The sequence below is a fragment of the Lysobacter enzymogenes genome (assembly GCF_900106525.1).
GTDB classification, from domain to species: Bacteria; Pseudomonadota; Gammaproteobacteria; order Xanthomonadales; family Xanthomonadaceae; genus Lysobacter; species Lysobacter enzymogenes.
Genome location: NZ_FNOG01000002.1, coordinates 88,222 through 109,125, shown reverse-complemented (window position 1 = coordinate 109,125; position 20,904 = coordinate 88,222). Strand labels below are relative to the sequence as shown.

Here is a 20,904-nt window from a genome sequence, read left to right as displayed (position 1 = left end):
GCGTATTGCGTCCAATGGAGCGGGTATCTTTGAAGCGGAACAACGAAATGAAGCCTGCATGCGTCGCCCATTCCTTTGCGGCGATGCGGTGGCTCTTGGCGCTAGCGCTGCTTGTGGCGCCGGCGCTGGCGTTAGCGGCCCCGGCCTGGATCAATCTGGCGCCGCCGCCACAGTCTTCTTACACGGTACCTGCGTCTTACTCCGTGGTACTCACCTCGGGGAACGGCGTTCAAGGTAGCAGTGTCGAGACCATCAATGGCGTCAAGATCTTTCGCAACGGGCAGGTCGCCGCAAGTTACGGGCGGTCCGGAACACTGCTCGAGGGCGGTCTTTCCGCGGGGACGTACACTTATTACGCGGAGGGGAATGCGCTCAGCATAGTCCGCGGCGAAGAGCGGGTGCGTACGCTGCGCACCCCTGAGTTCACCATTACGGTCAACCCGCCGCCGGCGCTGTACAACGAGGCGCAGTTCGTGTCGCAATCGTTGCCAGCGGGCTATACACGGTTGTTCTCGGGCCAAACGATGCCGTTGAGCGTGCAGATGCGCAACAACGGGACGACGACATGGTCGGCGTCCCACGCATATGCGCTGGGTTCGCAGAGCCCGCAAGACAATTGGAACTGGGGCATGGGACGCGTGGCGCTCCCGCACGATGTCGCCCCGGGCGAGACGGTGACGTTCAACATGACCTTGACTGCGCCACAGGTCACTGGCGCGGGAAATGTGAGCGTGCAGTGGCGAATGGTGCAGGACGGAGTGGAGTGGTTCGGGCAGGCATCGGCGCCCGGCTCGATCGACGTGCGGCCGGCTCCGGTCGGCAGCATCAGCGCCTTGCCCAATCCCTGCGAGCTTTCGGTCGGGGCGACGATCTGTGCTACGACGGTGCGCTGGGAAGCGAATACGCTGAATGCCAACACCGAAGTTTGGCGCAGCGACCTCAACGGCAACGGCGCCGTGCGGATGATCACCGCGGACAGCGGTACGCTCAATGTGACTGACATCACCGAGGCCGGTTCACGGTTCCGAGTGATCGGCTATGGCCAAGTCTTGGCTTCGGTCGACGTGGTCGGTCGCCGCCCGCAGCCGGTGATCACCGGTAATATCGACGGCCTGACGTCCGACGGCGGCGCGCTGATCGGCTGGGCTTGCGCGACCGCGCACGACGCGCCGATCGATGTGCAGATGTACGTGGGCGGCCCCGCTGGCGCGGCGGGCTCGGTGTTGATCGGCATCTATCCGGCGAACCAGGCCAGCGAAGCGTCGGTGGCGACCGCGTGTAAGGTCGACAGCAACAACCATCGTTTCGCGATCCCGATCAGTAACGAACTGCGCGCGCAGTATTCGGGGCGGCTGATCTACGTCTACGGCGTTTCGCCAGTGGGTGCCGCCAACCTCGCGGTCAACGCGTCCGGCCGCTACGGCGTGCCGGCGCCGACGGTTCCGATAATCCAGCCCAATACGCGCCGCTACGTGTACGACGATCAGCAGCGGTTGTGCAAGGTGATCGAGCAGGAGACAGGGGCGACGGTCACGGCGTACGACGACGCGAACAATGTCGTATGGACGGCTTCGGGTTTGAATCTGCCGGCTACCGATAATTGCAACCGGGCCGAGGCTTCGGCCTCCGGACGCGCGGTCTTTCGCACTTACGACGCGCGCAAGAGGCTTAAGACGCTGGTGTTCCCGGATGGGCGCGGCAATCAGGTTTGGGAGTACGCGCTCGACGGCTTGCCGAGCAAGGTGGTCACTTATAACGAACCGGATAATACTGAGCCGGTCGAAAATATCTACACCTATAATAAGCGTCGCATGATGATCGGTGAGGCCGTGGCGCAGCCCGGTTTGTACCGTTGGGATTTGGGCTATGGCTATGACCGTATCGGCAATCCGGCCAGCCAAGTCTATCCAAACGGGCTCGCTGTGACGTTCGAGCCCGATGCGCTGGGTCAGCCCAAGCGGATGAGCAGCCCGGGCGCGGTCTATGCGTCGCAGATCGACTACTACCCCAATGGCGGATTACAGCGATTCGTTTACGGTAACGGCATCGTTCACACGATGACTCAAAACCTTCGGCAGTTGCCGCGGCGCAGCACTGAGGCCGGAGTCATCGATCTTGAGACCGTGTACGACGCCAACGGCAACGTCAGTGCGATTTACGATCGAGCGCGCGGCGATCATTACAACCGCATTATGGAGTACGACGGACTCGAAAGGCTCAAGGCTGCGGGTTCGTGCAGCTTCGGCGGGGATTGCTGGCATCGGTTCACCTACGATGCTCAAGGTAATTTGCGATCGTGGGTTCTGCCCGGAATCAAGGACTATGCCACGTATGTTTATGACGAACATTCGCGCTTGACCAATATCCGCAACGGCGCAGGTGAGTCGGTCGTAGGCCTGGGTTACGATGTTCAAGGAAATCTAGAGAATAAAAACGGTCAGGTATACGTCTTTGACTACGGTAATCGGTTGCGCGCTTCTCTTGGGCAGGAAAGCTATCGATATGACGCTGAGGGACGTCGCGCCCTCAGTATCTTTCCCGATGGCAATACGCGAGTGATATCTCAGTACAGCAAGGTCGGGCAGCTGGTATACGAGCAGGATCTCGAAAGAGGGGTGGATGCCGCGAATATCTTCTTGCGAGGGGAGTTGCTGGCTATCCGGGAGAGGGCGCGCGATGCTACGGGCGCCGAGCATATCTACTATCAGCATACCGATGCGCTCGGTAGCCCGGTCGCTGTTACCGATGCGGCGGGCCTACTGATTAATCGTACGGAATACGAGCCGTTCGGCAAGGTGATGAACGACCCCGGGTATGACGGGATCGGATATGCCGGGCATGTCATGGACCGGACGACCGGTTTGGTCCAGATGCAGCAGCGCTATTATGATCCGAACGTAGGCAGGTTCCTGAGCGTGGATCCGGTGGTGGCGCTCGGCGGCGACATGCGCCACTTCAACCGGTATGCGTATGCCTACAACAATCCTTACAGTTTCACCGACCCCGACGGGCGCCAGGGTGAATTCATTGCGTTGCGATGGGCGCTTGCGTTTGCGGCGGCGGACGCTGCAACTCCGGACCCGAGCGACGCAGCGGCGCCCGGAAAGGCGATGGTGTATGGTTCGGCGATAGCCGGAACGGCCATCGGCGGCGGTCTGTTTTGGTTGGGAAATCGAGCCATCGAGTCGATGTCTTCGTCTTCCTCGGGGGGCGGGGACTCTTCCTCCGGCAGCGGCTCTTCCTCGGAAGCCTCGTCTGGTTCCGCTGCCGCGACCCCTCCGCCCGACGACGATGACAATCAATTTACCCGGCATGGCAAGGAACGGTCCGACGAAGCGCGTACCGATGCGAATCGAAATGTCGGCGATTCAAACAGGGTCGTTCGGGAGGGGCGCGCGTTCACGGATACTGAGACAGGAAATACCGTCCACGTGAACGGGAATCGAGTTGTCGTGCGATCTCCGGAAGGGAAAATTGTCACCCAATTCACAAACAGTAGGGCTAACACCGCGACGCGAATCAGGACCGGCAGATGGGAGCCTAAGAAATGAGTGTCGATGATCTTTACATGCAGAGCTTCGCTTGGAGGCGGATTGGTAGCCAGGCATGTGTTCGTTATGTAATTTTGATGAATGTCGCTTCGGGTCGCTTTGCTGTCCATAGCGCTGATTTTTTTAACTCGAACGAGCAGATTGGGGTCGAGTACTTCAATCGTCAATTCGTCGAGTTGATGCTGGAGGACAGCCCGCTGGAGCGTTGCAGTTGGCACGATTCGACTATCGCCGCGATTGAGGCGCACGACGCCGAATTTTCCAACGAATGGGGATGATGTCCGCGGTTCGCGGCTTCCGACCCGCGTCCAAAAAAAAGCCCGCTTAGAGCGGGCTTTTTTTGGGGCGAAGCGGCTGATCGCTGTGATGAGGGTCGGCTACGGAGATCGTGTGCGGCGCGTTCCGATGGGCACGAGGCTCTATGGTTTGATTCGCCACCGGATGCGCATGGAAAGTGGCGGTTGTGAGCTGTTCGACGCAAGCGGGCACGCCAATGGCGGGCCCGCTCTTTGGTTGCAGCGATCAGACCGATGTGTCAGCAACCGCATCCGCGGTTGGCTGGAAACAGCTTACGTTGGCACCATCAAGTGCAAATGGGCCGAAGGGGGCGCATTTTACGCCTCGACTTCTTCCTTATAAGCATCGATCGGAATACAAGCGCACATCACGTTCTTGTCGCCGTACACGTTGTCCACGCGCGACACCGGCGGCCAGTACTTCTGCAGCTTCAGCGACGGCAGCGGGAAGGCGGCCAGTTCGCGCGGGTAGGCGCGGGTCCACTCGCTGCCGCTGACCTGGGTGGCGGTGTGCGGGGCGTGCTTGAGCGGGTTGTCTTCGCGGTCCAGGCGGCCGTCTTCGACCGCGCGGATCTCTTCGCGGATCTGGATCATCGCGTCGATGAAGCGGTCGAGCTCGTGCTGCGATTCGCTCTCCGTCGGCTCGACCATCAGCGTGCCGGCGACCGGGAAGCTCAGGGTCGGGGCGTGGAAGCCGAAGTCGATCAGGCGCTTGGCCACGTCCTCGGCGCTGATGCCGGTGGCGTCCTTGAGCGGGCGCAGGTCGAGGATGCACTCGTGCGCGACCAGACCGTTGCGGCCGGTGTAGAGCGTTTCGTAGTGCGGGGCCAGGCGCTTGGCGATGTAGTTGGCGTTGAGCAGCGCGACCTGGGTCGCCTTGCGCAGGCCGGCGGTGCCCATCAGGGTGACGTACATCCACGAGATCGGCAGGATGCTGGCCGAGCCGAAGCTCGCCGCGCTGACCATGCCGACCGCGCCTTCGCCGTCCACCGTCTTGGGCAGGAACGGCGCCAGATGCGACTTGACCGCGCACGGGCCGACGCCCGGGCCGCCGCCGCCGTGCGGGATGCAGAAGGTCTTGTGCAGGTTCAGGTGGGAAACGTCCGAACCCCACTTGCCCGGCTTGGCCACGCCGACCAGGGCGTTCATGTTGGCGCCGTCGGTGTACACCTGGCCGCCGTGCTTGTGGATGATCTCGCAGATCTCCACCACCTCTTCCTCGAACACGCCGTGCGTGGACGGGTAGGTCATCATGATCGCGGCCAGGCGGTCGCTGTACTTCTCGGCGTTGCGGCGGATGTCCTCGACATCGACGTTGCCGTTGGCGTCGGTCTTGGTGACTACGACCGTCATGCCGCACATCTGCGCCGAGGCCGGGTTGGTGCCGTGGGCGGAGTCGGGGATCAGGCAGATGTCGCGATGGGCTTCGCCGCGCGAGCGGTGGTAGGCGCGGATCGCCAGCAGGCCGGCGTATTCGCCCTGCGCGCCGGAGTTGGGCTGCAGGCTGACCGCGTCGTAGCCGGTGCATTCCACCAGCATCGCTTCGAGCTCGTCGATGAGCTGCTTGTAGCCCACGGCCTGCTCGGCCGGCGCCAGCGGATGGATGTTGCCGAACTCCGGCCAGGTCACCGGGATCATCTCGGCGGTGGCGTTGAGCTTCATCGTGCACGAGCCCAGCGGGATCATGGTGCGATCCATCGCCAGGTCCTTGTCGGCCAACGAGCGCATGTAGCGCAGCAGCTCGTGTTCGCTGTGGTGGGTGTTGAACACCGGGTGCTGCAGGAACGCCGAGGTGCGGCGCAGCGCGGCCGGGATCGCGTCGGCGGTGGCGGCGTCGAGCGCGTCGATGTCGAGCGCGGCGCCGAAAACGCCGGCCAGCGCGGTCAGGTCGGCGCGGGCGACGGTTTCGTCCAGGCTGATGCCGACGCTGGCCGCGTCGATCTCGCGCAGGTTGATGCCGGCGGCGCGCGCCTTGGCGTGGATCGCGGCGGCGTCGACGCCGTCGATGCGCAGGGTGTCGAAGAAGCCGTCGGCGACCTTCACGCCGGCCTGGCGCAGCGCGGCGGCGAGGATCGCGGCCTGGCGGTGCACGCGCAGGGCGATGCGGGTCAGGCCGTCGGGGCCGTGGTAGACCGCGTACATGCTCGCCATCACCGCCAGCAGCACCTGCGCGGTGCAGATGTTGCTGGTGGCCTTCTCGCGGCGGATGTGCTGCTCGCGGGTCTGCAGGGTCAGGCGGTAGGCGGGCTTGCCGTCGCTGTCGACCGACACGCCGATCAAGCGGCCCGGCATCGAGCGCTTGTAGGCGTCGCGGCAGGCCATGAAGCCGGCGTGCGGGCCGCCGAAGCCGAACGGCACGCCGAAGCGCTGGGTGTTGCCGACCACGATGTCGGCGCCGAATTCGCCCGGCGACTTCAGCAGCACCAGGGCGAGCAGGTCGCTGGCCACGGCCAGGATCGCGCCGCGCGCGTGCAGCGCGTCGGCGACGGCCTGGTAATCGCCCAGGCCGCCGAAGGTGTCGGGGTATTGCAGCAGCGCGCCGAACACGTCGGCGCCGGCGGCGTCCGCGTCGTCGCCGATCTGCAGCGCGATCTCCAGCGGCTCGGCGCGGGTGCGCAGCACTTCCAGGGTCTGCGGGTGCACGTTCTTCGACACGAAGAAGGTGTTGGACTTGGACTTGGCCGAACGCTTGGCCAGGGTCATCGCTTCGGCCGCGGCGGTGGCTTCGTCGAGCAGCGAGGCGTTGGCGATCTCCATCCCGGTCAGGTCGGCGACCATGGTCTGGAAGTTGATCAGCGCCTCCATGCGGCCCTGCGAGATTTCGGCCTGGTACGGCGTGTAGGCCGTGTACCACGCCGGGTTCTCCAGGATGTTGCGCAGGATGACGTTGGGGGTGTGGGTGCCGTAGTAGCCGCGGCCGATGAAGCTGCGCAGCACCTGGTTCTTCGAGGCGATGGCGCGGATCTTGGCCAGCGCTTCCACTTCGCTGATCGCCTGCGGCAGGGCCAGCGGCTGGGGGGACTTGATCGAGCCGGGGACGATGGCGTCGGTCAGGGCTTCGAGCGAGGCGTAGCCGACCTGCCCGAGCATGTGGCCGATCTCGGCGTCGTTGGGGCCGATGTGGCGCTCGATGAAGGCGTCGTGGTGCTCGAGGTCGCGCAGGGTCGAATGGGTCATGGCAGGGGGCGTCCTAAGGCGAACGTGCGGTGCCGCACGCGAGGCGCCCCTCTGTCCTTTTGCCTGAGAGTTTGGAAGCGCGCTGCGGCTCAGGCCGCTTGGGGGAGGGGTGGGCCGCTGGGGCCGCTCCTGTCCGCGCTCGCTTCGTGCCCCTTCGGCGCCGGTTCCGTCCGCGGTGACGCTGCGGGCGGGCGGTCTCTCCAGAGTTTTGTACACGCGGCGGTCTGGGGCCTGAGCGATTACGGGCGTTGCGCCTTCGGCAGCGGCCGGCCGGGAGGCCCGGGTGGCCGCTTCTCCCACCGCGTGGTCGAAGCGGCGATTATAGCCGCTGGCGGGCGGCGCGGGGACCCGCCCGGAACCCCCTGTAGGAGCGGCGCGAGCCGCGACTGCGACACCGCGCTTACGGCGCGACTGGCTACCCCGCAGTCGCGGCTCGCGCCGCTCCTACAGGGGCTGCGGACAGATCGGAACAATTCTGGCGGCCGTGCGCGATGCCGCGCGGGAGTATGCTGTCGGCCCCCATTCATGCGATGAGGTCCGGCCATGGCCGCGCGACCGTTCCGCCTGCTGCAACTCGACCACGTGGTGCTGCGCGTGCGCGACAGCGCGGCGATGGCGGCGTTCTACTGCGAGGTGCTCGGCTGCAGCGTGGAGCGGCGCCAGGACGAGATCGGCCTGGTCCAGCTGCGCGCCGGCGAGTCGCTGATCGACCTGGTCGACGTCGACGGCAAGATCGGCCGCCTGGGCGGCGCCGCACCGGGCGAGCAGGGCCGCAACATGGACCACCTGTGCCTGCGCGCCGATCCGTTCGACCGCGACGCGATCCTCGCCCACCTGGCCGCCTTCGGTGTGCGCGTGGGCGAGTTCGGCTCGCGTTACGGCGCCGAAGGCGAGGGCCCCTCGCAGTACCTGTACGACCCGGAAGGCAACATGGTCGAGCTCAAGGGCCCGCCCGACGCGCCCTTGGATCGCGCCCCAGCGGACCACGCCGCGCGATGAGCCACGACGCCGCCACCGTCAAGCCGCCCATCCCGATCCGCCGCCTGGCCCTGCTGCTGGGCGGGCTGGCGATGTTCGGGCCGTTCTCCATCGACACCATCTTCCCGGCGTTCCCGGCGATGGGCGCCGAGCTGTCCGCCGACAAGCTGCAGATGCAGCAGACCATCAGCGTGTACCTGGTGGCGTATGCGCTGATGAGCATCGTGCACGGCCCGCTGTCGGACGCGATCGGGCGGCGCAAGGTGATCCTGGGCGGGCTGGCGGTGTTCACGCTGGCGTCGGCGGCGTGCGCGCTGGCCGACGATCTGACCTCGCTGCTGATCTTCCGCGCGATCCAGGGTTTGTCGGCCGGTGTGGGATTGATCGTCGGCCGCGCCGTCATCCGCGACCTGCTGCACGGCGACGACGCGCAGCGGCTGATGAGCCAGGTGATGATGATCTTCGGCATCGCCCCGGCGATCGCGCCGGTGATCGGCGGCTGGATCCTGGGCTGGTCGCACTGGCCGGCGATCTTCTGGTTCCTGGTCGCGTTCTCGGTGGCGCTGTGGATCGCAGTGGCGCTGCTGCTGCCGGAAACCCATCCGCCGCAGGCGCGCCTGCCGCTCAAGCCCAAGCGCTTGCTGCGCGACTATTTCGCGATCTGCCTCAATCCGCGTTTCCAGCGTCTGGCCGCGGTCGGCGCGCTGAACTTCGGCGCGCTGTTTCTGTACATCGCCTCGGCGCCGGCGTTCGTGCTGGATCTGCTCAAGCTCGGCGAGCGCGATTTCGCTTGGTTCTTCGTGCCGACCATCGGCGGCATGGTCGCCGGTTCGTTCGTGTCCGGGCGCGCGGCCGGCAAGGTCAGCGGCGACCGTCTGGTCGACCTCGGCTTCGCCTGCTGCGCGCTCGCCATCGCCGTCAACCTCGGCTACAACCTGTGGACCGATGTGCCGCAGGTGCCGTGGGCGGTGGTGCCGATGTGCATCGGCGCGTTCGGCATCGCCCTGGTGTTCCCGATCGTGACCTTGTCGATCCTGGACATGTACCCGCACCAGCGCGGCTCGGCCTCGTCGCTGCAGGCCTTCACCGGCCTGGTGTTGAACGCGGTGCTGGCCGGGGTGATCTCGCCGATGCTCAGCGACAGCGCGTTGCATCTGGCGGTGGCAGCGTCGTGCCTGACCGCGGTGGCGTGGCTGTTCTGGCGCTGGGAAGCGTGGGTGTCGCGCAACCCGGTGTCGCGGGTGCCCGAGGATGCGGTGGTGGTCGAGCCGCAGGATTCGTTGTAACCCGCTCCAGCGCCGTATCGGTTGCTCCCTGTAGGAGCGGCGCGAGCCGCGACCAACCGCAGCGATGTACGCAAGCGCCCTCCCCGAAGCCCGGTCTCGCCGAGCCTGCCCGAGCATCCTGCCGATTGCCGGTGGCTTCGGGTATCTGCGGTCGCCTGCACCGCTGCGGTTGGTCGCGGCTCGCGCCGCTCCTACAGGGGGCCGCCCGGATCCGGCCAAGGCCGGCAACTTCGTCCACCGCGCCTGGGACTAAGCTGTCCTCCGGCAGCCAGGCCGCGCCACGCGCTCCCAGCCATGTGCACACGCTCATGCAGGAGAAGCCGCCATGGCGCAACGCAACCCCTTTCATCTGTTCGACGTCTCGGTGCGCCAGCGCATCGAGCTGAGCCCGTCGATGCTGCGCTTCGTGTTCGCCGGCGAATCGCTGGCGCAGGCGCGCAGTTTCGGTCCCGACCAGCGCATCAAGATCTTCTTCCCCAACGACGCCGGCGAGCTCAGCGTGCCGCGCGGCGAGGATTGGTACGCGCGCTACCGCGACCAGCATCCGGCGCAGCGCGCGCCGATGCGCACCTACACCGTGCGCGCGCTGCGGCCGCAGGCGGCCGAGCTGGACGTGGACTTCGTCGCCCACGGCGACACCGGCCCGGCCTCGCGCTGGGCCCTGCAGGCGCGGCCCGGCGATCGCGTGGTGCTGATGGCGCCGCACGCTTCGCAAGCCGATTCCGGCGGTGTCGAATGGCGGCCGCCCGCGGACGTGCGCGACGTGCTGCTGATCGCCGACGAAACCGCGCTGCCGGCGGTGGCCGGCATCCTCGAATCGTTGGCGGCGCAGCCGCAACCGCCGAAGGTGCGCGCCTACATCGAAGTACCGTTGCGCGCCGACGCGGTCGACCTGCACGGCCCTCCCGACCTGCGCATCCACTGGCTGCCGCGCGCCGAACGTCGCGATACCGACGCGGCCGACTACGGCGCGCGCCTGATCGAGGCGATCCGCGCCGCACAACTCGCACCGGCGCAGACGCGCACGGACGCAGCGGAAGCCGTGCTGTCGGAAATCGATATCGACCGCGAAATCCTGTGGGAGCAAGCCGCGGTCACCGCATCGGGCTTCTACGCGTGGATCGCCGGCGAAGCCGGCGCGGTAATGGCGATCCGCCGGCATCTGGTCGGCGAGCGCGGATTCGCCAAGTCCGCGATCAGCTTCATGGGCTATTGGCGCAAAGGACGGGTGTTGGAGTAGGCGAAGGCGAAGCGACGCAGCGTTGTTTTCGCTGTTGCTCTCGCTCTTCGCTCCCCTCGCCGCCCCGAACTCGCCACAAGCAACCGTAGACCCGATAGGGCGGCGCACAGGATGTGCGCCGTGCGCCACCCAGGCCATGGATGGCCTGTGTGGCGCATGCCTGCGCACGCTTTGCCCCTTAGTGGCTCTTGATTCGAAAACAAGGAAAACGCCTTTCTTTGGTTACTTTCTTTGGCAAGACAAAGAAAGTGACCCGGCCGCTTGCGGACGGAAGCTTTGGATGTCGGCTTGTCTTCACTCGTTGCTACGAGACAAGAACAAGCAACATCAAAATGGATTCCGGCTTTCGCCGGAATGACGGCGTGGGGGTTGCAGGCTTCGGGAGGTCACGGCGGAGCCACGTCGCTGCGGTTGGATTCCGGCTTTCGCCGGAATGACGGGTTGGGGGTTCGGGTCTTCGGGTGAGTTCGGCGGAGCTGAGTCGCTGCGGTTGGATTCCGGCTTTCGCCGGAATGACGGCGTGAGGGTTGCGGGCTTCGGGAGGTCACGGCGGAGCTGCGTCGCTGCGGTTGGTCGCGACTTGCGTCGCTCCTACAGGGGCTCCGGCCGGTTTCGTCTCCGACTGCAGGAGCGGCGCGAGCCGCGACCGCGACAGTCGGACTACGACGAACCCCAGCCGCGCCCGATGCACCGCGCCCCTCGAAGCGCCCGCGACAGAGAAGGCCTCGACCTTCTCCGCCGCAAACGACAAACCGCCTCAGATCAACCCAGGATCGGTGACGCCATGCGCCCCCGTCTCCACCCGCCCCGCAATCCGACGGTAATACTCCGGATCGTTGGCATCGGTCAGCACGAAGTCGTACCACTGGCAACTCTCGTCCAACCGCACCGGCCGATAACGCAACGACCCCGCACCCAACCGCTCCAACCGCGGCGCATACAACCCGTACTGATCGGCCAGCTCCAGCCGCAGCGGCTTACGCCCCGGATTGCGCAGCGCCAGAATCAGCTTGCGATGGCGCAAGCGCAGGTCGGGAATCGTGGTGGCGCCAGGATTGGCGCCGTGCAGCGAACCGCGGAACTCGCGAAAGAACCCGTTCGGCCCGAACACCTGCAGCGCATAGGCGCGCGCACCACCGCTGCGCAAGCCCCAGTCGCCATTGAGCGAGCGCCCCGGTTCGATCGTGTAGCGGCGCGGAATCGCCTCAGGGTCGAGCAGATCGTAGACATGGAACACCGCCGCAGCGCGCCCGCTGTTGCCGAAGTTGAGCCGCAGCGAGCGCGCGTCGCGGTCGAAGCGCTCGCCCACGTGCAGGTCGTAGGGCAGCGCGCGCGAGGGCTTGATGCCGGGCTCCTGGCGCGCCGCGCTCGGCGTCGCCGGCGGTTTCGGCGCCGGCAGCTTGCTCTGCTCGGCGACGATGCGGTCGGCATCGCCGGTGTAGGGCAGGGTCGGGATCGGTTCGTGATTGGGGTTCTCGAAATTGAACGCGCTGGTGAGATCGCCGCACACCGCGCGCCGCCACGGGCTGATGTTGGGCTCAACGACGCCGAAGCGCTTTTCCAGGAAGCGGATCACCGAGGTGTGGTCGAACACCTGCGAGTTGATCCAGCCGCCGCGGCTCCACGGCGAGATCACGTACATCGGCACGCGCGGGCCCAGGCCGTAGGGGCGGTCGTAATAGACCGCCGGATCGGCCGAGGTGCCGTGAGAGGGGCCGCTGCGGGCGAAGTGGTGTTCGCCGCGCAGGTCCACGGTGGAGCCGCCGAGCGGCTTGCGCTGCGCGTCCAGCGACGGCGGCGCCGGCGGCGGCACGTGGTCGAAGAAGCCGTCGTTCTCGTCGAAGTTGACGATCAACACGGTGCGGGCCCACACCGCCGGATCGGCGGTGAGCGCGTCGAGCACGCGCGCGGTGTAGTCGGCGCCCCAGATCGGCGCCGACGGGCCGGGGTGCTCGGAATACTTGGCCGGCGCGACCAGCCACGACACCTGCGGCAGCTTGCCGCTGCGCACATCGCTCGCCAGATCCTCCAGCGTCCAGGTCTTCAGCGCCTTTTCCGCCAGCGCCGAACCGGGCGCCGCCGCGCGGAACTGGCGGAAGCCTTCCAGCGGGTTGTCGGAGAAGTTGTCGTCCATGTCCTGGTACAGCTTCCAGCTGACCCCGGCGCGTTCCAGGCGCTCGGGGTAGGTGGTCCAGAAATAGCCTTCGCTGGCCGGGCCGGAGTCGTCGAAGGTGTTGACGATGGCCGGGCCGCCGCGGTCGGCGGCCGGGTTGTTGCTGCCGGTCCACAAGAACAGGCGGTTGGGATTGGTGCCGGTGAGCTGCGAGCAGTGATAGGCGTCGCACAGGGTGAAGGCGTTGGCGAGCGCGTACTGGAACGGAATGTCGGCCTCGACGTAATGGCCCATCGAGCGCTCGGTCTTGGCCGGCAGCCACTGGTCCATCTTGCCGTGGTTCCAGGCGGCCTGGGCGTCGGGCCAGGTGTGCGGGGTGCCGGCGATGCGCTGCGCGCTGGTGGTCTTCGTGTCGATGTGCCAGGGCTGGATTTCGCGGCCCTTTGCGTCGCTCTGGCGCCACACCGGCTTGCCGCCGGGCAGCGGGATCGGGAAGCGGTCGCCGAAGCCGCGCACGCCGCGCATCGCGCCGAAGTAGTGGTCGAAGGAGCGGTTCTCCTGCATCAGGATCACCACGTGCTGGACGTCGTGCAGGGTGCCGGTGACGCGCGCGGCGGGGATCGCCAGGGCCTTCTGGATCGAGGGCGGGAACAGGTTGAGGGCGAGGCCGGCGGCGGTCGCGCCGGCGGCGCCGCGCAGGAAGCCGCGGCGCGAAGGGTCGTGTTGGTCGGTCATGGCGATCCGGGCGAGATACCCGCTCGAAAGCGGAGGCTGGGGGAAGCGGCGGGCAGCGCCGCTCCGGCAGCGTGCTGCGGGCGTATGGCAGTGCGGTGACGGTTCGCCGACCGCGGCGCCGACCTGTGCCGGCGTTCGCGTCGCCAGCGTGCGCGATGGCCACCTGCGGCCCGGCGCTGGCATACTCCCGGTTCAGTCAAAGCAAGGGAATGTCATGAATCAGACCGCCATCCCAGACGTCGCCTTGGTCGACAACACCGAGCAGCGCACCCCGCTGGTCCTGGTGTTGGACTGCTCCGGCAGCATGACCGGCGCGCCGATGGATCAGCTGAACGAAGGCTTGAAGCTGCTGGAAGAAGAGCTCAAGAGCGACGTCATCGCGGCCAAGCGCGTGCGCGTGCTGGTGGTGCGCTACGGCGGCTTCGATCAGGCCGAGCTGGCCGGCGACTGGTGCGATGCCATGGATTTCACCGCGCCGGTGCTGGAAGCGGCGGGCACCACCCCGACCGGGCGGGCGATCGACCTGGCCCTGGGCGAGGTCGAGAACGAGAAGCAGCGCTTCAAGGCCGCCGGCGTGGCCTACACCCGGCCGTGGCTGTTCCTGATGTCCGACGGCGCGCCGACCGACGCCTGGGAAGCCGCCGCGCAGCGCGCGCGCGACGCGGAAACCGCGAACAAGGTCGCGATCTTCCCGATCGCGGTCGGGCAGGGCGACGAGCGCATCATGAGCCAGTTCAGCAGCAAGGGCCCCGGCGGGGTCAAGCGCTTGCAGGGCCTGCAGTTCCGCGAGCTGTTCCTGTGGCTCAGCGCGAGCATGCAGGTGGTTTCGCAGTCGCGTCCGGGCGGCGCTGCGCAGCTGCCTTCGACCGACACCTGGTCCTCGGTTCCGACCTGAGCGGGGCGCGCATGGGCTGGCGGATCTATGCCGCATCGGCGGTGGGCAGCTCGCACCTGGACAAAGGCATTCCGTGCCAGGACGCTTGCGCCTTCCACGTCAGCGGCGATGTATTGGCCGCGGTGGTCTGCGACGGCGCCGGTTCGGCCGCGCACAGCGACATCGGCGCGCGTCTGATCGCCGATGGGCTGGCGCGCGCGCTGGGCGAGCGCCTGGCGGGCGAGCCGCAGTTGCTGGACGCACCGCGCGAGACCTTCTTCGAAGCCGCCGCCGAGGCGGTGGCGCAGGCGCGCGCGAGCGTGGTCGAGCGCGCGCAGGCCGACGGCCGCGCGCTCGGCGACTACGCCGCGACCGTGGTCGGTTACGCCGGCGACGCGCAGCGCGGCTGGTTCCTGCACATCGGCGACGGCATCGGCGTGGCCGAGGCGGCCGACGCGGACGAAGACGCGGTGGTGTCGTTGCCGGCCAACGGCGAGTACGCCAACGAAACCTGGTTCGTCACCGGCGAAAGCTGGCGCGAGCAGTTGCGGGTGCTGGAGGTGCCGGCGCCGACCGCGCGCCTGGCGCTGATGTCCGACGGGGCCATGCCGTTCGCGATGACGCGCGGCAACGCCGCGCTGTACGCGCCGTTCATCGATCCGGTGGCGCGCTATCTGGCGTCGGTGGACGAGGCCGAGGGCAGCCGCGCGCTGCACGGCACCTTGGCCGATCCGCGCACGCACGGCATCACCTCCGACGACAAGACCCTGCTGATCGCGCTGCGGGCCTGAGAACGCCGGCGATGAGCAGCCTCACCACCGGCAGCGCCATCGTGATCGGCTCGCGCCGTTCGCGCCTGGGGCCGTTGATCAAGAGCGGCGGCGCCGGCAGCGTGTACCTGCTGGCCGACGATCCGCACAGCGTGGCCAAGATCTACCACGCGCGGGTCGATCCGCCGAGCTACACCGACCGCATCGAGGCGATGCTGCAACTGCGCCCGAAGCTGCCCGACCAGTACGAAAGCGGCAAGCGTTACGTGCAGATCGCCTGGCCCGACGCGAGCGTGCGCGACGAGCAGGGCCGCTTCGTAGGCTTCACCATGCCGGCGCTGGACGTGCAGTCGACCAACGAGGTCGAACAGATCCTGCAGGAACGCCAGGCGCGCGCGGCCGGATTACCGGTCGGGCTGGGCCACAAGGTCACTTTGGCGGCGAACCTGGCCTCGGTGCTGGCAGCGCTGCACGCGCAGCACCATTACGTGGTCGACCTCAAGCCGGTGAACCTGCGCTTCTACCGCGCCTCGCTGTACATCGCGCTGCTGGACTGCGACGGCTTCAGCATCCAGGGCCGCGGCGGCCGCTTCCACGCGCCGCAGTTCACTCCCGACTATCTGGCGCCGGAGTATCAGATCCGCGCGCTCGACGAGGCCGGCGAGGAAACCCAGGACCGCTTCGCGCTGGCGGTGGTGATCTTCCAGTTGCTCAACTTCGGCATCCATCCCTACAGCGGCCGCCCCGCCTACGACCGGGTGCCGACCGACGTGCCCGGGCGCATCCGCGAACGTTGCTACGCCTATTCGCAGCGCGGCAATCCGATGATGGCGCCGAACCCGGTCAGCGGCCACGCGCTGATGCCGCGCGGGCTGCGCGATCTGTTCGACCGCGCGTTCGGCGAAGAGCCGGCGCGGCGGCCGAGCTCGGCGGAATGGAGCGAGACGCTGCGCGCCTACGCCCAGCCCTCGCGCGGGCTGATCGTGATCTGCGATCGCAACCGCGAGCATCAGCACTACGCCGGCGAACCTTGCGCGGCGTGCGTGCGCCACGACTTGCTCAACGCCACCGCGCGCAAGGCCGCGAGCCGGCCGCGTCCGGCGCCGCGCGCGGCCGCCGCGATCGCGACCGCGCGCGCGCAACCGCAGACCCTGGGCTGGTGGCGCACCGCGGCGACGCCGCAACCGGCGTCGACCGCGCAACCGCGTCTGCGGGTGGCGCGGCCGCAGCCGCCGCCGCAATGGAATCCGTACTACGCGCCGCCGCAAGTGCCGGCCGCACCGGCGCCGTCGCGCAGCGGCTGGCGCGCGCGTCTGCCCGGGCGCGTGCGCGCGCTGGCCGCGCTGGCCGCGCCGCTGGCGTTCGGCTGGCTGATGCAGCATGCGCAGGGCTATTACGCGAGCCTGCGCGCGGCCGCGGCGACGCCGCTGGACCGCTGGACCAACTCGATCCTGCTGACCTTCCTGGGCATGGCCTTCATCGCGGTCTGCTATGTGTTCCTGGTCGCGATCCCGCGCAGGTTGTCGCGCTCATGAGATGGCGCCGGTCGAACCAGCGCTATCGCTGGAACATGCACGTGCCGACCCGCTTCGCCCTGGTCAAGGCGCTGGTGCTGGCGTTCTTCACCATCCTGGTGCTGGCGCCGCTGACGGCGTGGATGTTCTCGCTGCCGATGTGGGCGATGGACGTGTTCGGCTATCTGCTCGGCTCGGGCCAGAAGGAGCCCGGCGCGCGCTGGTTCGGCGCGGGCGTGGTCGCGGCCGGCGTGCCGTGCCTGGCGGTGGTGGGCTGGCGCGCATGGCGCGAGCGCGATCTCGATGCCGGGATCATGGCCGCGGTCGCGGCGGTGGCGTGGCTGGTGATCGCGGTGGCGCAGTTGCGCTGAGGCTGCGCGGCGAGCGGAGCCAAAAGCGTCGGGCCTGAAGGCCCTCCCACAAAATAGCGAGTCGCCGAGCGCGCGGACCTTCAGGCCGCCTCTTGTGGCCGGGCCTTCAAGCCTGGAGCTCTTTGTGGGAGGGCCTTCAGGCCTGAAGCTTTTTAGGCAAGGGCCTTCAGGCCCGATGCTCTCTTGTGGGAGGGCCTTCAGGCCCGACGCTGTCGGCTCCGACAACGCAGTCTCCACCTCTGCATCGCAGATGCCCGCGCAACGTATCGGCGCCGCCGCGCGAATCCCCAACGCGACTCCAGCGCCTGCCGCGCCCCGACAACGCAAGCCCCGACCGGTGCGCGCCTGCCCCCTGACAGGCGCGCACCGGCCGGATCGCCGGAACCGGCTCCTGCAAGCCGGTTCCCCATCGGCCCGTGCGGCGGTCGCGTCGCTGGGCGATCCGCCGCGGATGCTGTGCCCGGTTCGCGCTGGGGTCGCTAACCGGACGAGCCGATGCTTGCTGCTGCCGCCGGCCTCGCGCCGGCGGCGTGGTTTCGCCGCGGCGCTCAGCCGGCCGCGTTGGGCAGTTCGGCCACCGTCGCGCCCAGGATCAGCGGGCTGCGCGAGGTGGTGGCGCCGGTGAAGGTCTGGGTCGCCGGGTCGGCCTTCCAGCCGGCGGCGAGGCTGCCGCCTTCGGCTTCGAACACGAACGGGCCGATGCGCAGCGCGGTGGCGGCCTTGAACGGATCGACGAAGCGGCGGAAGGTCGAAGTGGTGGTGCGGATCGCGAACGAGGGCCGGTAGCCCACGCACAGCCCGCTCTTGATCAAACCGAAGAAGCCGCGCTCGCCGAACACCGGCTGGCCGCGGGTTTCCACGCTGTCGCCGCCGAAGGCGCTGTAGCCGGGCATGAACGGCCCGTCGATCATCGAGCGGGCGAAGTCGCCGTCGAACCACTCGCCCGGGCGGATGGCGATGGTGTCCACCGCCTGGAAGTCCAGCGACAGCTCGAGCTTGTTGTCGAACTCGAATTCGTCGATGCGCTCCCAGCGGCCGTTGATGCGCACCTGCCAGAACAACTGGCGGATGCGGCCGCGGCGGCCGGCCCAGGTCTGGGCGAAGTCGTAGGGCGCCTCGCGGTTGCTGAAGCCCAGGGTCACCCCGGCCGGGCCGCGGCCGGCTTCGACCTGGGCGACCCAGTCGTCGCTGCTCTGGGCCAGGCGCCAGTCCGGCACCTTGGGCATGCGGATCAGGTTGAGGTCGGACAGGCGCACGTGGAAGCGCTCGTCGCCGCAGCGGCGTTGCGCCTGGCCCAGTTCCGGCGACTGGCACTGCGCCACCAGCGCGGCGTAGTGCGCCTGGGCCCGGTTCATCGCCACCTGCGCGGCGACGATCCGGGTCTGGTGGCCGTGGCCGCGCGCGCTGCCGAGCCACTGGGTGAAGCTGGGCTGGTTGTCCTCGACCTGGGCCGCATAGGCCGAGGCGGCCGAGGTGGTGGCCAAGGTGTACTGGTTGGTCGCCGTGGTCAGGGCGTCGTCGGCGTCGTTGAGGTGCTGGCGCAGGCTGCGGTAGTCGGTCTGGGCCAGCGCGGTGTTGAGGAACTGCTGGTACGCCTGGTGCACGGTGTCGCCGCTGGAGACGTAGGCGCCGATCGCGCTCCACTGCGGCGCGGTGGCGCAGAAGTCGTACTGGGCGGCGTGGATGAAACCTTCCTGCGGGCACGGCCAGTCCCACGGCGCGCTGGGGTAGGCGAGCTGGAAGTCGTCCGGCGACAGCCCGATCGAATCGACCAGGGCGCGGTACAGCAGCCCCCAGGGCTTGTCGTCGAAGTCGGCATTGGCGGCCAGGCCCGCGTCCAGTCGCGCCAGCTCCAGCAGGCGCCGGTCCTGGGCGCCGTGGCGGAACTGCGACAGCGGGCCGACCTCTTCGTCCGGCGACTCCAGCGTCGGGGTCGACGCTTCGCCGACGTGGGAATAGGGGGGCTCGTATGCGGACATGCTGCGCTCCTGCCTCGCCGCGGGGCGGCGTGCGCGCCGGTGGCCGCGCGCCCGGCGGCGCGTCGACGGCGGAGCGCGGCGTGCGGCGATCCGTTGCCGCGCAGGCTGCGCGCGGCGTCCGCGGCCGCGCCTTACGGCAACCTTACGGAGCACGAAGTTCTTTAATTTCAATGGGTTGTGATGAGTTCCGTCAGGTTGCGGCGGGCGCGACGCCCGGACCGGGCGGATCGCACGCGCGCCGCGGCCGCGCGCTCACCCAGTTTCGCCGCCCGCTCACGGCGGCTCTACCGGGCCTCACCGGCGCGGGTGCGGTGCGACACAGTCCGGCCCGAGCCGGGCGCGGCCCGGACGCGACCGTAAGGTTGCCGGAAGGCGCGGCCGCCGCGGCGCGGCCAAGGTGGCGGCGCGGCACTAGCGGCCGCCTCGCGCAGACCGCCTCCGGGCCGGGCCCGCGCGGGCCCACCTTCTTCGGAGAGAGAGAACCCATGAACGTCCAACTTGTGAAGTGGTCGCTGGCCGCCGCCCTGCTGTGCGCCGCCGCGCCCGCCCTGGCCGGCGACCCGCCGGCGTGCAAGACCGCCCCGCCCGAGGCCTTGGTGCGCGACTTCAATATCTGCGTGCACGCCGCCGACCCGGCCAAGGCCTGCCTCAAGTACCGGCTCAACGCCCGCGTCTACGACAACGCCCAGGGCCTGCTGCCGCCGCTGGGCGGGATCGGCGCGCAGTACTGGCGCGCCTCGCCGGCGCTGCTGGGTTCGCCGCAGGGCCTGGTCTACAACGTCGCCGTCGGCGCCAAGGGCAAGCCGGTCGCCAAGCGCTACTTCACCGACGACAACTTCAAGAGCTTCTGCCAGGTCGCGGGCAAGTAAGCGCGCGCGGACGGCGGCGCGGGTGCGCCGCCGTTCTTTCGATGCCGGGACGAGTCCGCCGGTCCACGGCGGGCGACCGGCCCGCCGTCGCTGCGGCCATCGCCGCGGCGGTTCCACTACCCAGGAGTATCGCCATGAACCTCGCCACCCGCGCCGTGTCGGCGCTGAGCCTGTGCCTCGTCGCCGCCGCCGCTTCGGCGGCCGCGCCGCCCGCGTGCGGCAGCCTGCCGCCCGACATCCGCGACGCCAAGCGCGACATGTCGGTCTGCATCACCATGGCCAACCCGCTGGCCGACTGCGGCCGCATGGGCCTGGACGTGCAGATCTTCTCCAACAACGAAGGCAGGCTGCCGGCGGCCGGCCGCGGGCAGTTGTATTGGGAAGGCAAGATCCGCGCCGCCACCGGCGCGGCCGGCCAGCGCCGCCTGGTGTACCTGGTCACCGACGGCACGAAGAAGGTGATCAACGCGCGTTATTACTCGCCGGACCACTACGTGACGTTCTGTTCGACCAACTGAGCGCGGCGACGCAAGTCGCGTCGGCGGGGCGTTCGCTGCGGCGGCCGTCCCGCTGCCGCAGCTCGACCGCGGACGGCGCGAACGCCGCCCGCGGCCGCGGGGCTCAGCCCTTCTTCGACTTCTTGGGCTTCTCGCCCTTGATCGTGCCCGGCACGATCTGCGGATCGTTGCCGACCTGCGGGTCGCAGGAAATCAGCTCCACGTCGTTGTAGTTGCTGAGCCTGTCGCGGACCAGCACGGTGAAGAAGATCAGGGTCGATTCGGTGTTGCGGTTGAACAGATACACGCGGCGGCGGTAGTCGGGGTCCTTCTCCGACGGGTCGAACACCGGCGGGCCGATCTGGTCCTTGGCGTCGGAGGTCAGCACGTTGCGGATCTCGAAACGGTCCGGCACCTGGGCTTCGAACGCGTACTCGATCCACAGCCCGCCGGGCTGCTGGAAGGTCACCACGTCCGGCGCGAAGCTGTAGAAATAATGTCCCCTGCCGGCGTTGCCGCCGAAGCCGACATGGGCCACGGTCAGCTCGATCTTTCGCACCGGGTACTGGCCGTCCCACGGCGTGGGGCGCTTGCGCTTCTTGTCGGATACGGCCGCCGGCTTGGCGGAGTCTTTCTTGGCCATGATGGATTCCT

At 68.2% G+C, this 20,904-nt stretch carries 15 protein-coding genes, 1 pseudogene and 1 riboswitch; of the genes and pseudogenes, 12 read left to right on the top strand and 4 right to left on the bottom strand.

Features of this window, described 5'->3' with window-relative positions:
• Positions 1–29: 29 nt before the first annotated feature.
• Together BLU84_RS04735 and BLU84_RS04730 are read left to right on the top strand one after the other, a co-directional pair.
• Positions 30–3,551, top strand: coding sequence for an RHS repeat domain-containing protein (locus BLU84_RS04735; RefSeq protein WP_170849091.1), 3,522 nt, complete (start codon positions 30–32; stop codon positions 3,549–3,551).
• A complete protein-coding gene (locus BLU84_RS04730) occupies positions 3,548–3,829 on the top strand; it encodes a hypothetical protein (protein ID WP_074863525.1) in 282 nt (93 codons plus the stop codon). Before BLU84_RS04735 ends, BLU84_RS04730 begins: the two co-directional genes overlap by 4 nt.
• 336 nt (positions 3,830–4,165) lie before the next feature.
• On the opposite strand, the gene gcvP is transcribed toward BLU84_RS04730, so the two are convergent.
• Positions 4,166–7,024, bottom strand: coding sequence for an aminomethyl-transferring glycine dehydrogenase (gene gcvP / locus BLU84_RS04725; RefSeq protein WP_074863522.1), 2,859 nt, complete (start codon positions 7,022–7,024; stop codon positions 4,166–4,168).
• A 210-nt stretch (positions 7,025–7,234) separates the two neighbouring features.
• Positions 7,235–7,333: riboswitch (glycine riboswitch) on the bottom strand.
• 234 nt (positions 7,334–7,567) lie between these two features.
• On the opposite strand from gcvP, the gene BLU84_RS04720 reads away from it, so the two are divergent.
• The 3 genes from BLU84_RS04720 to BLU84_RS04710 all read left to right on the top strand — a co-directional run bounded on the left by BLU84_RS04720 (position 7,568) and on the right by BLU84_RS04710 (position 10,528).
• Positions 7,568–8,023, top strand: coding sequence for a VOC family protein (locus BLU84_RS04720; protein WP_074863520.1), 456 nt, complete (start codon positions 7,568–7,570; stop codon positions 8,021–8,023).
• On the top strand, positions 8,020–9,288 hold the full coding sequence (locus BLU84_RS04715) for a multidrug effflux MFS transporter (RefSeq protein ID WP_074863518.1): 1,269 nt from the start codon (positions 8,020–8,022) through the stop codon (positions 9,286–9,288). Before BLU84_RS04720 ends, BLU84_RS04715 begins: the two co-directional genes overlap by 4 nt.
• Positions 9,289–9,613: 325 nt before the next feature.
• Positions 9,614–10,528 carry a siderophore-interacting protein gene (locus tag BLU84_RS04710; RefSeq protein ID WP_074863515.1) on the top strand — a complete coding sequence of 305 codons (915 nt, stop codon included), beginning with the start codon at positions 9,614–9,616 and terminating at the stop codon, positions 10,526–10,528.
• A 757-nt stretch (positions 10,529–11,285) separates the two neighbouring features.
• On the opposite strand, the gene BLU84_RS04705 is transcribed toward BLU84_RS04710, so the two are convergent.
• Positions 11,286–13,376 (bottom strand): phosphocholine-specific phospholipase C, encoded by a 2,091-nt coding sequence (locus tag BLU84_RS04705; RefSeq protein ID WP_074863513.1) that lies wholly within the window; start codon positions 13,374–13,376, stop codon positions 11,286–11,288.
• A 214-nt stretch (positions 13,377–13,590) separates the two neighbouring features.
• Between BLU84_RS04705 and BLU84_RS04700 the strand changes: the two genes are divergently transcribed.
• From BLU84_RS04700 to BLU84_RS28245, 5 genes and pseudogenes are all read left to right on the top strand, one after another.
• On the top strand, positions 13,591–14,271 hold the full coding sequence (locus BLU84_RS04700) for a vWA domain-containing protein (protein WP_074863511.1): 681 nt from the start codon (positions 13,591–13,593) through the stop codon (positions 14,269–14,271).
• A gap of 11 nt (positions 14,272–14,282) precedes the next feature.
• Positions 14,283–15,041, top strand: a complete 759-nt coding sequence (locus BLU84_RS04695) for a PP2C family serine/threonine-protein phosphatase (RefSeq protein WP_074863509.1) — start codon at positions 14,283–14,285, stop codon at positions 15,039–15,041.
• A gap of 11 nt (positions 15,042–15,052) precedes the next feature.
• Positions 15,053–16,555 (top strand): hypothetical protein, encoded by a 1,503-nt coding sequence (locus tag BLU84_RS04690; protein WP_074863507.1) that lies wholly within the window; start codon positions 15,053–15,055, stop codon positions 16,553–16,555.
• Positions 16,552–16,905, top strand: coding sequence for a hypothetical protein (locus tag BLU84_RS04685; protein WP_139174664.1), 354 nt, complete (start codon positions 16,552–16,554; stop codon positions 16,903–16,905). Before BLU84_RS04690 ends, BLU84_RS04685 begins: the two co-directional genes overlap by 4 nt.
• A 6-nt stretch (positions 16,906–16,911) precedes the next feature.
• Positions 16,912–16,962, top strand: a pseudogene (locus tag BLU84_RS28245) (DUF6053 domain-containing protein); the annotation flags it as partial.
• A gap of 491 nt (positions 16,963–17,453) precedes the next feature.
• On the opposite strand, the gene BLU84_RS04680 reads toward BLU84_RS28245, so the two are convergent.
• A complete protein-coding gene (locus BLU84_RS04680) occupies positions 17,454–18,884 on the bottom strand; it encodes a hypothetical protein (RefSeq protein ID WP_074863503.1) in 1,431 nt (476 codons plus the stop codon).
• A gap of 485 nt (positions 18,885–19,369) precedes the next feature.
• Between BLU84_RS04680 and BLU84_RS04675 the strand changes: the two genes are divergently transcribed.
• Together BLU84_RS04675 and BLU84_RS04670 are read left to right on the top strand one after the other, a co-directional pair.
• Positions 19,370–19,753 carry a hypothetical protein gene (locus BLU84_RS04675; protein WP_074863500.1) on the top strand — a complete coding sequence of 128 codons (384 nt, stop codon included), beginning with the start codon at positions 19,370–19,372 and terminating at the stop codon, positions 19,751–19,753.
• A 134-nt stretch (positions 19,754–19,887) separates the two neighbouring features.
• On the top strand, positions 19,888–20,271 hold the full coding sequence (locus tag BLU84_RS04670) for a ribonuclease domain-containing protein (RefSeq protein ID WP_074863498.1): 384 nt from the start codon (positions 19,888–19,890) through the stop codon (positions 20,269–20,271).
• Positions 20,272–20,374: 103 nt separating this feature from the next.
• Here the strand turns inward: BLU84_RS04670 and BLU84_RS04665 are convergent, their stop codons facing one another.
• Positions 20,375–20,893 (bottom strand): hypothetical protein, encoded by a 519-nt coding sequence (locus tag BLU84_RS04665; protein WP_233431074.1) that lies wholly within the window; start codon positions 20,891–20,893, stop codon positions 20,375–20,377.
• Positions 20,894–20,904: the final 11 nt, after the last annotated feature.

What these genes read in the sequence shown, in the direction of transcription:
- BLU84_RS04685 (WP_139174664.1), top strand. Translation starts at nt 16,552, where the DNA reads ATGAGATGGCGCCGGTCGAACCAGCGCTATCGCTGGAACATGCACGTG.
- BLU84_RS04705 (WP_074863513.1), bottom strand. Translation starts at nt 13,376, where the DNA reads ATGACCGACCAACACGACCCTTCGCGCCGCGGCTTCCTGCGCGGCGCC.
- BLU84_RS04700 (WP_074863511.1), top strand. Translation starts at nt 13,591, where the DNA reads ATGAATCAGACCGCCATCCCAGACGTCGCCTTGGTCGACAACACCGAG.
- BLU84_RS04715 (WP_074863518.1), top strand. Translation starts at nt 8,020, where the DNA reads ATGAGCCACGACGCCGCCACCGTCAAGCCGCCCATCCCGATCCGCCGC.
- BLU84_RS04720 (WP_074863520.1), top strand. Translation starts at nt 7,568, where the DNA reads ATGGCCGCGCGACCGTTCCGCCTGCTGCAACTCGACCACGTGGTGCTG.
- BLU84_RS04675 (WP_074863500.1), top strand. Translation starts at nt 19,370, where the DNA reads ATGAACGTCCAACTTGTGAAGTGGTCGCTGGCCGCCGCCCTGCTGTGC.
- gcvP (WP_074863522.1), bottom strand. Translation starts at nt 7,024, where the DNA reads ATGACCCATTCGACCCTGCGCGACCTCGAGCACCACGACGCCTTCATC.
- BLU84_RS04710 (WP_074863515.1), top strand. Translation starts at nt 9,614, where the DNA reads ATGGCGCAACGCAACCCCTTTCATCTGTTCGACGTCTCGGTGCGCCAG.
- BLU84_RS04695 (WP_074863509.1), top strand. Translation starts at nt 14,283, where the DNA reads ATGGGCTGGCGGATCTATGCCGCATCGGCGGTGGGCAGCTCGCACCTG.
- BLU84_RS04690 (WP_074863507.1), top strand. Translation starts at nt 15,053, where the DNA reads ATGAGCAGCCTCACCACCGGCAGCGCCATCGTGATCGGCTCGCGCCGT.
- BLU84_RS04680 (WP_074863503.1), bottom strand. Translation starts at nt 18,884, where the DNA reads ATGTCCGCATACGAGCCCCCCTATTCCCACGTCGGCGAAGCGTCGACC.
- BLU84_RS04670 (WP_074863498.1), top strand. Translation starts at nt 19,888, where the DNA reads ATGAACCTCGCCACCCGCGCCGTGTCGGCGCTGAGCCTGTGCCTCGTC.
- BLU84_RS04730 (WP_074863525.1), top strand. Translation starts at nt 3,548, where the DNA reads ATGAGTGTCGATGATCTTTACATGCAGAGCTTCGCTTGGAGGCGGATT.
- BLU84_RS04665 (WP_233431074.1), bottom strand. Translation starts at nt 20,893, where the DNA reads ATGGCCAAGAAAGACTCCGCCAAGCCGGCGGCCGTATCCGACAAGAAG.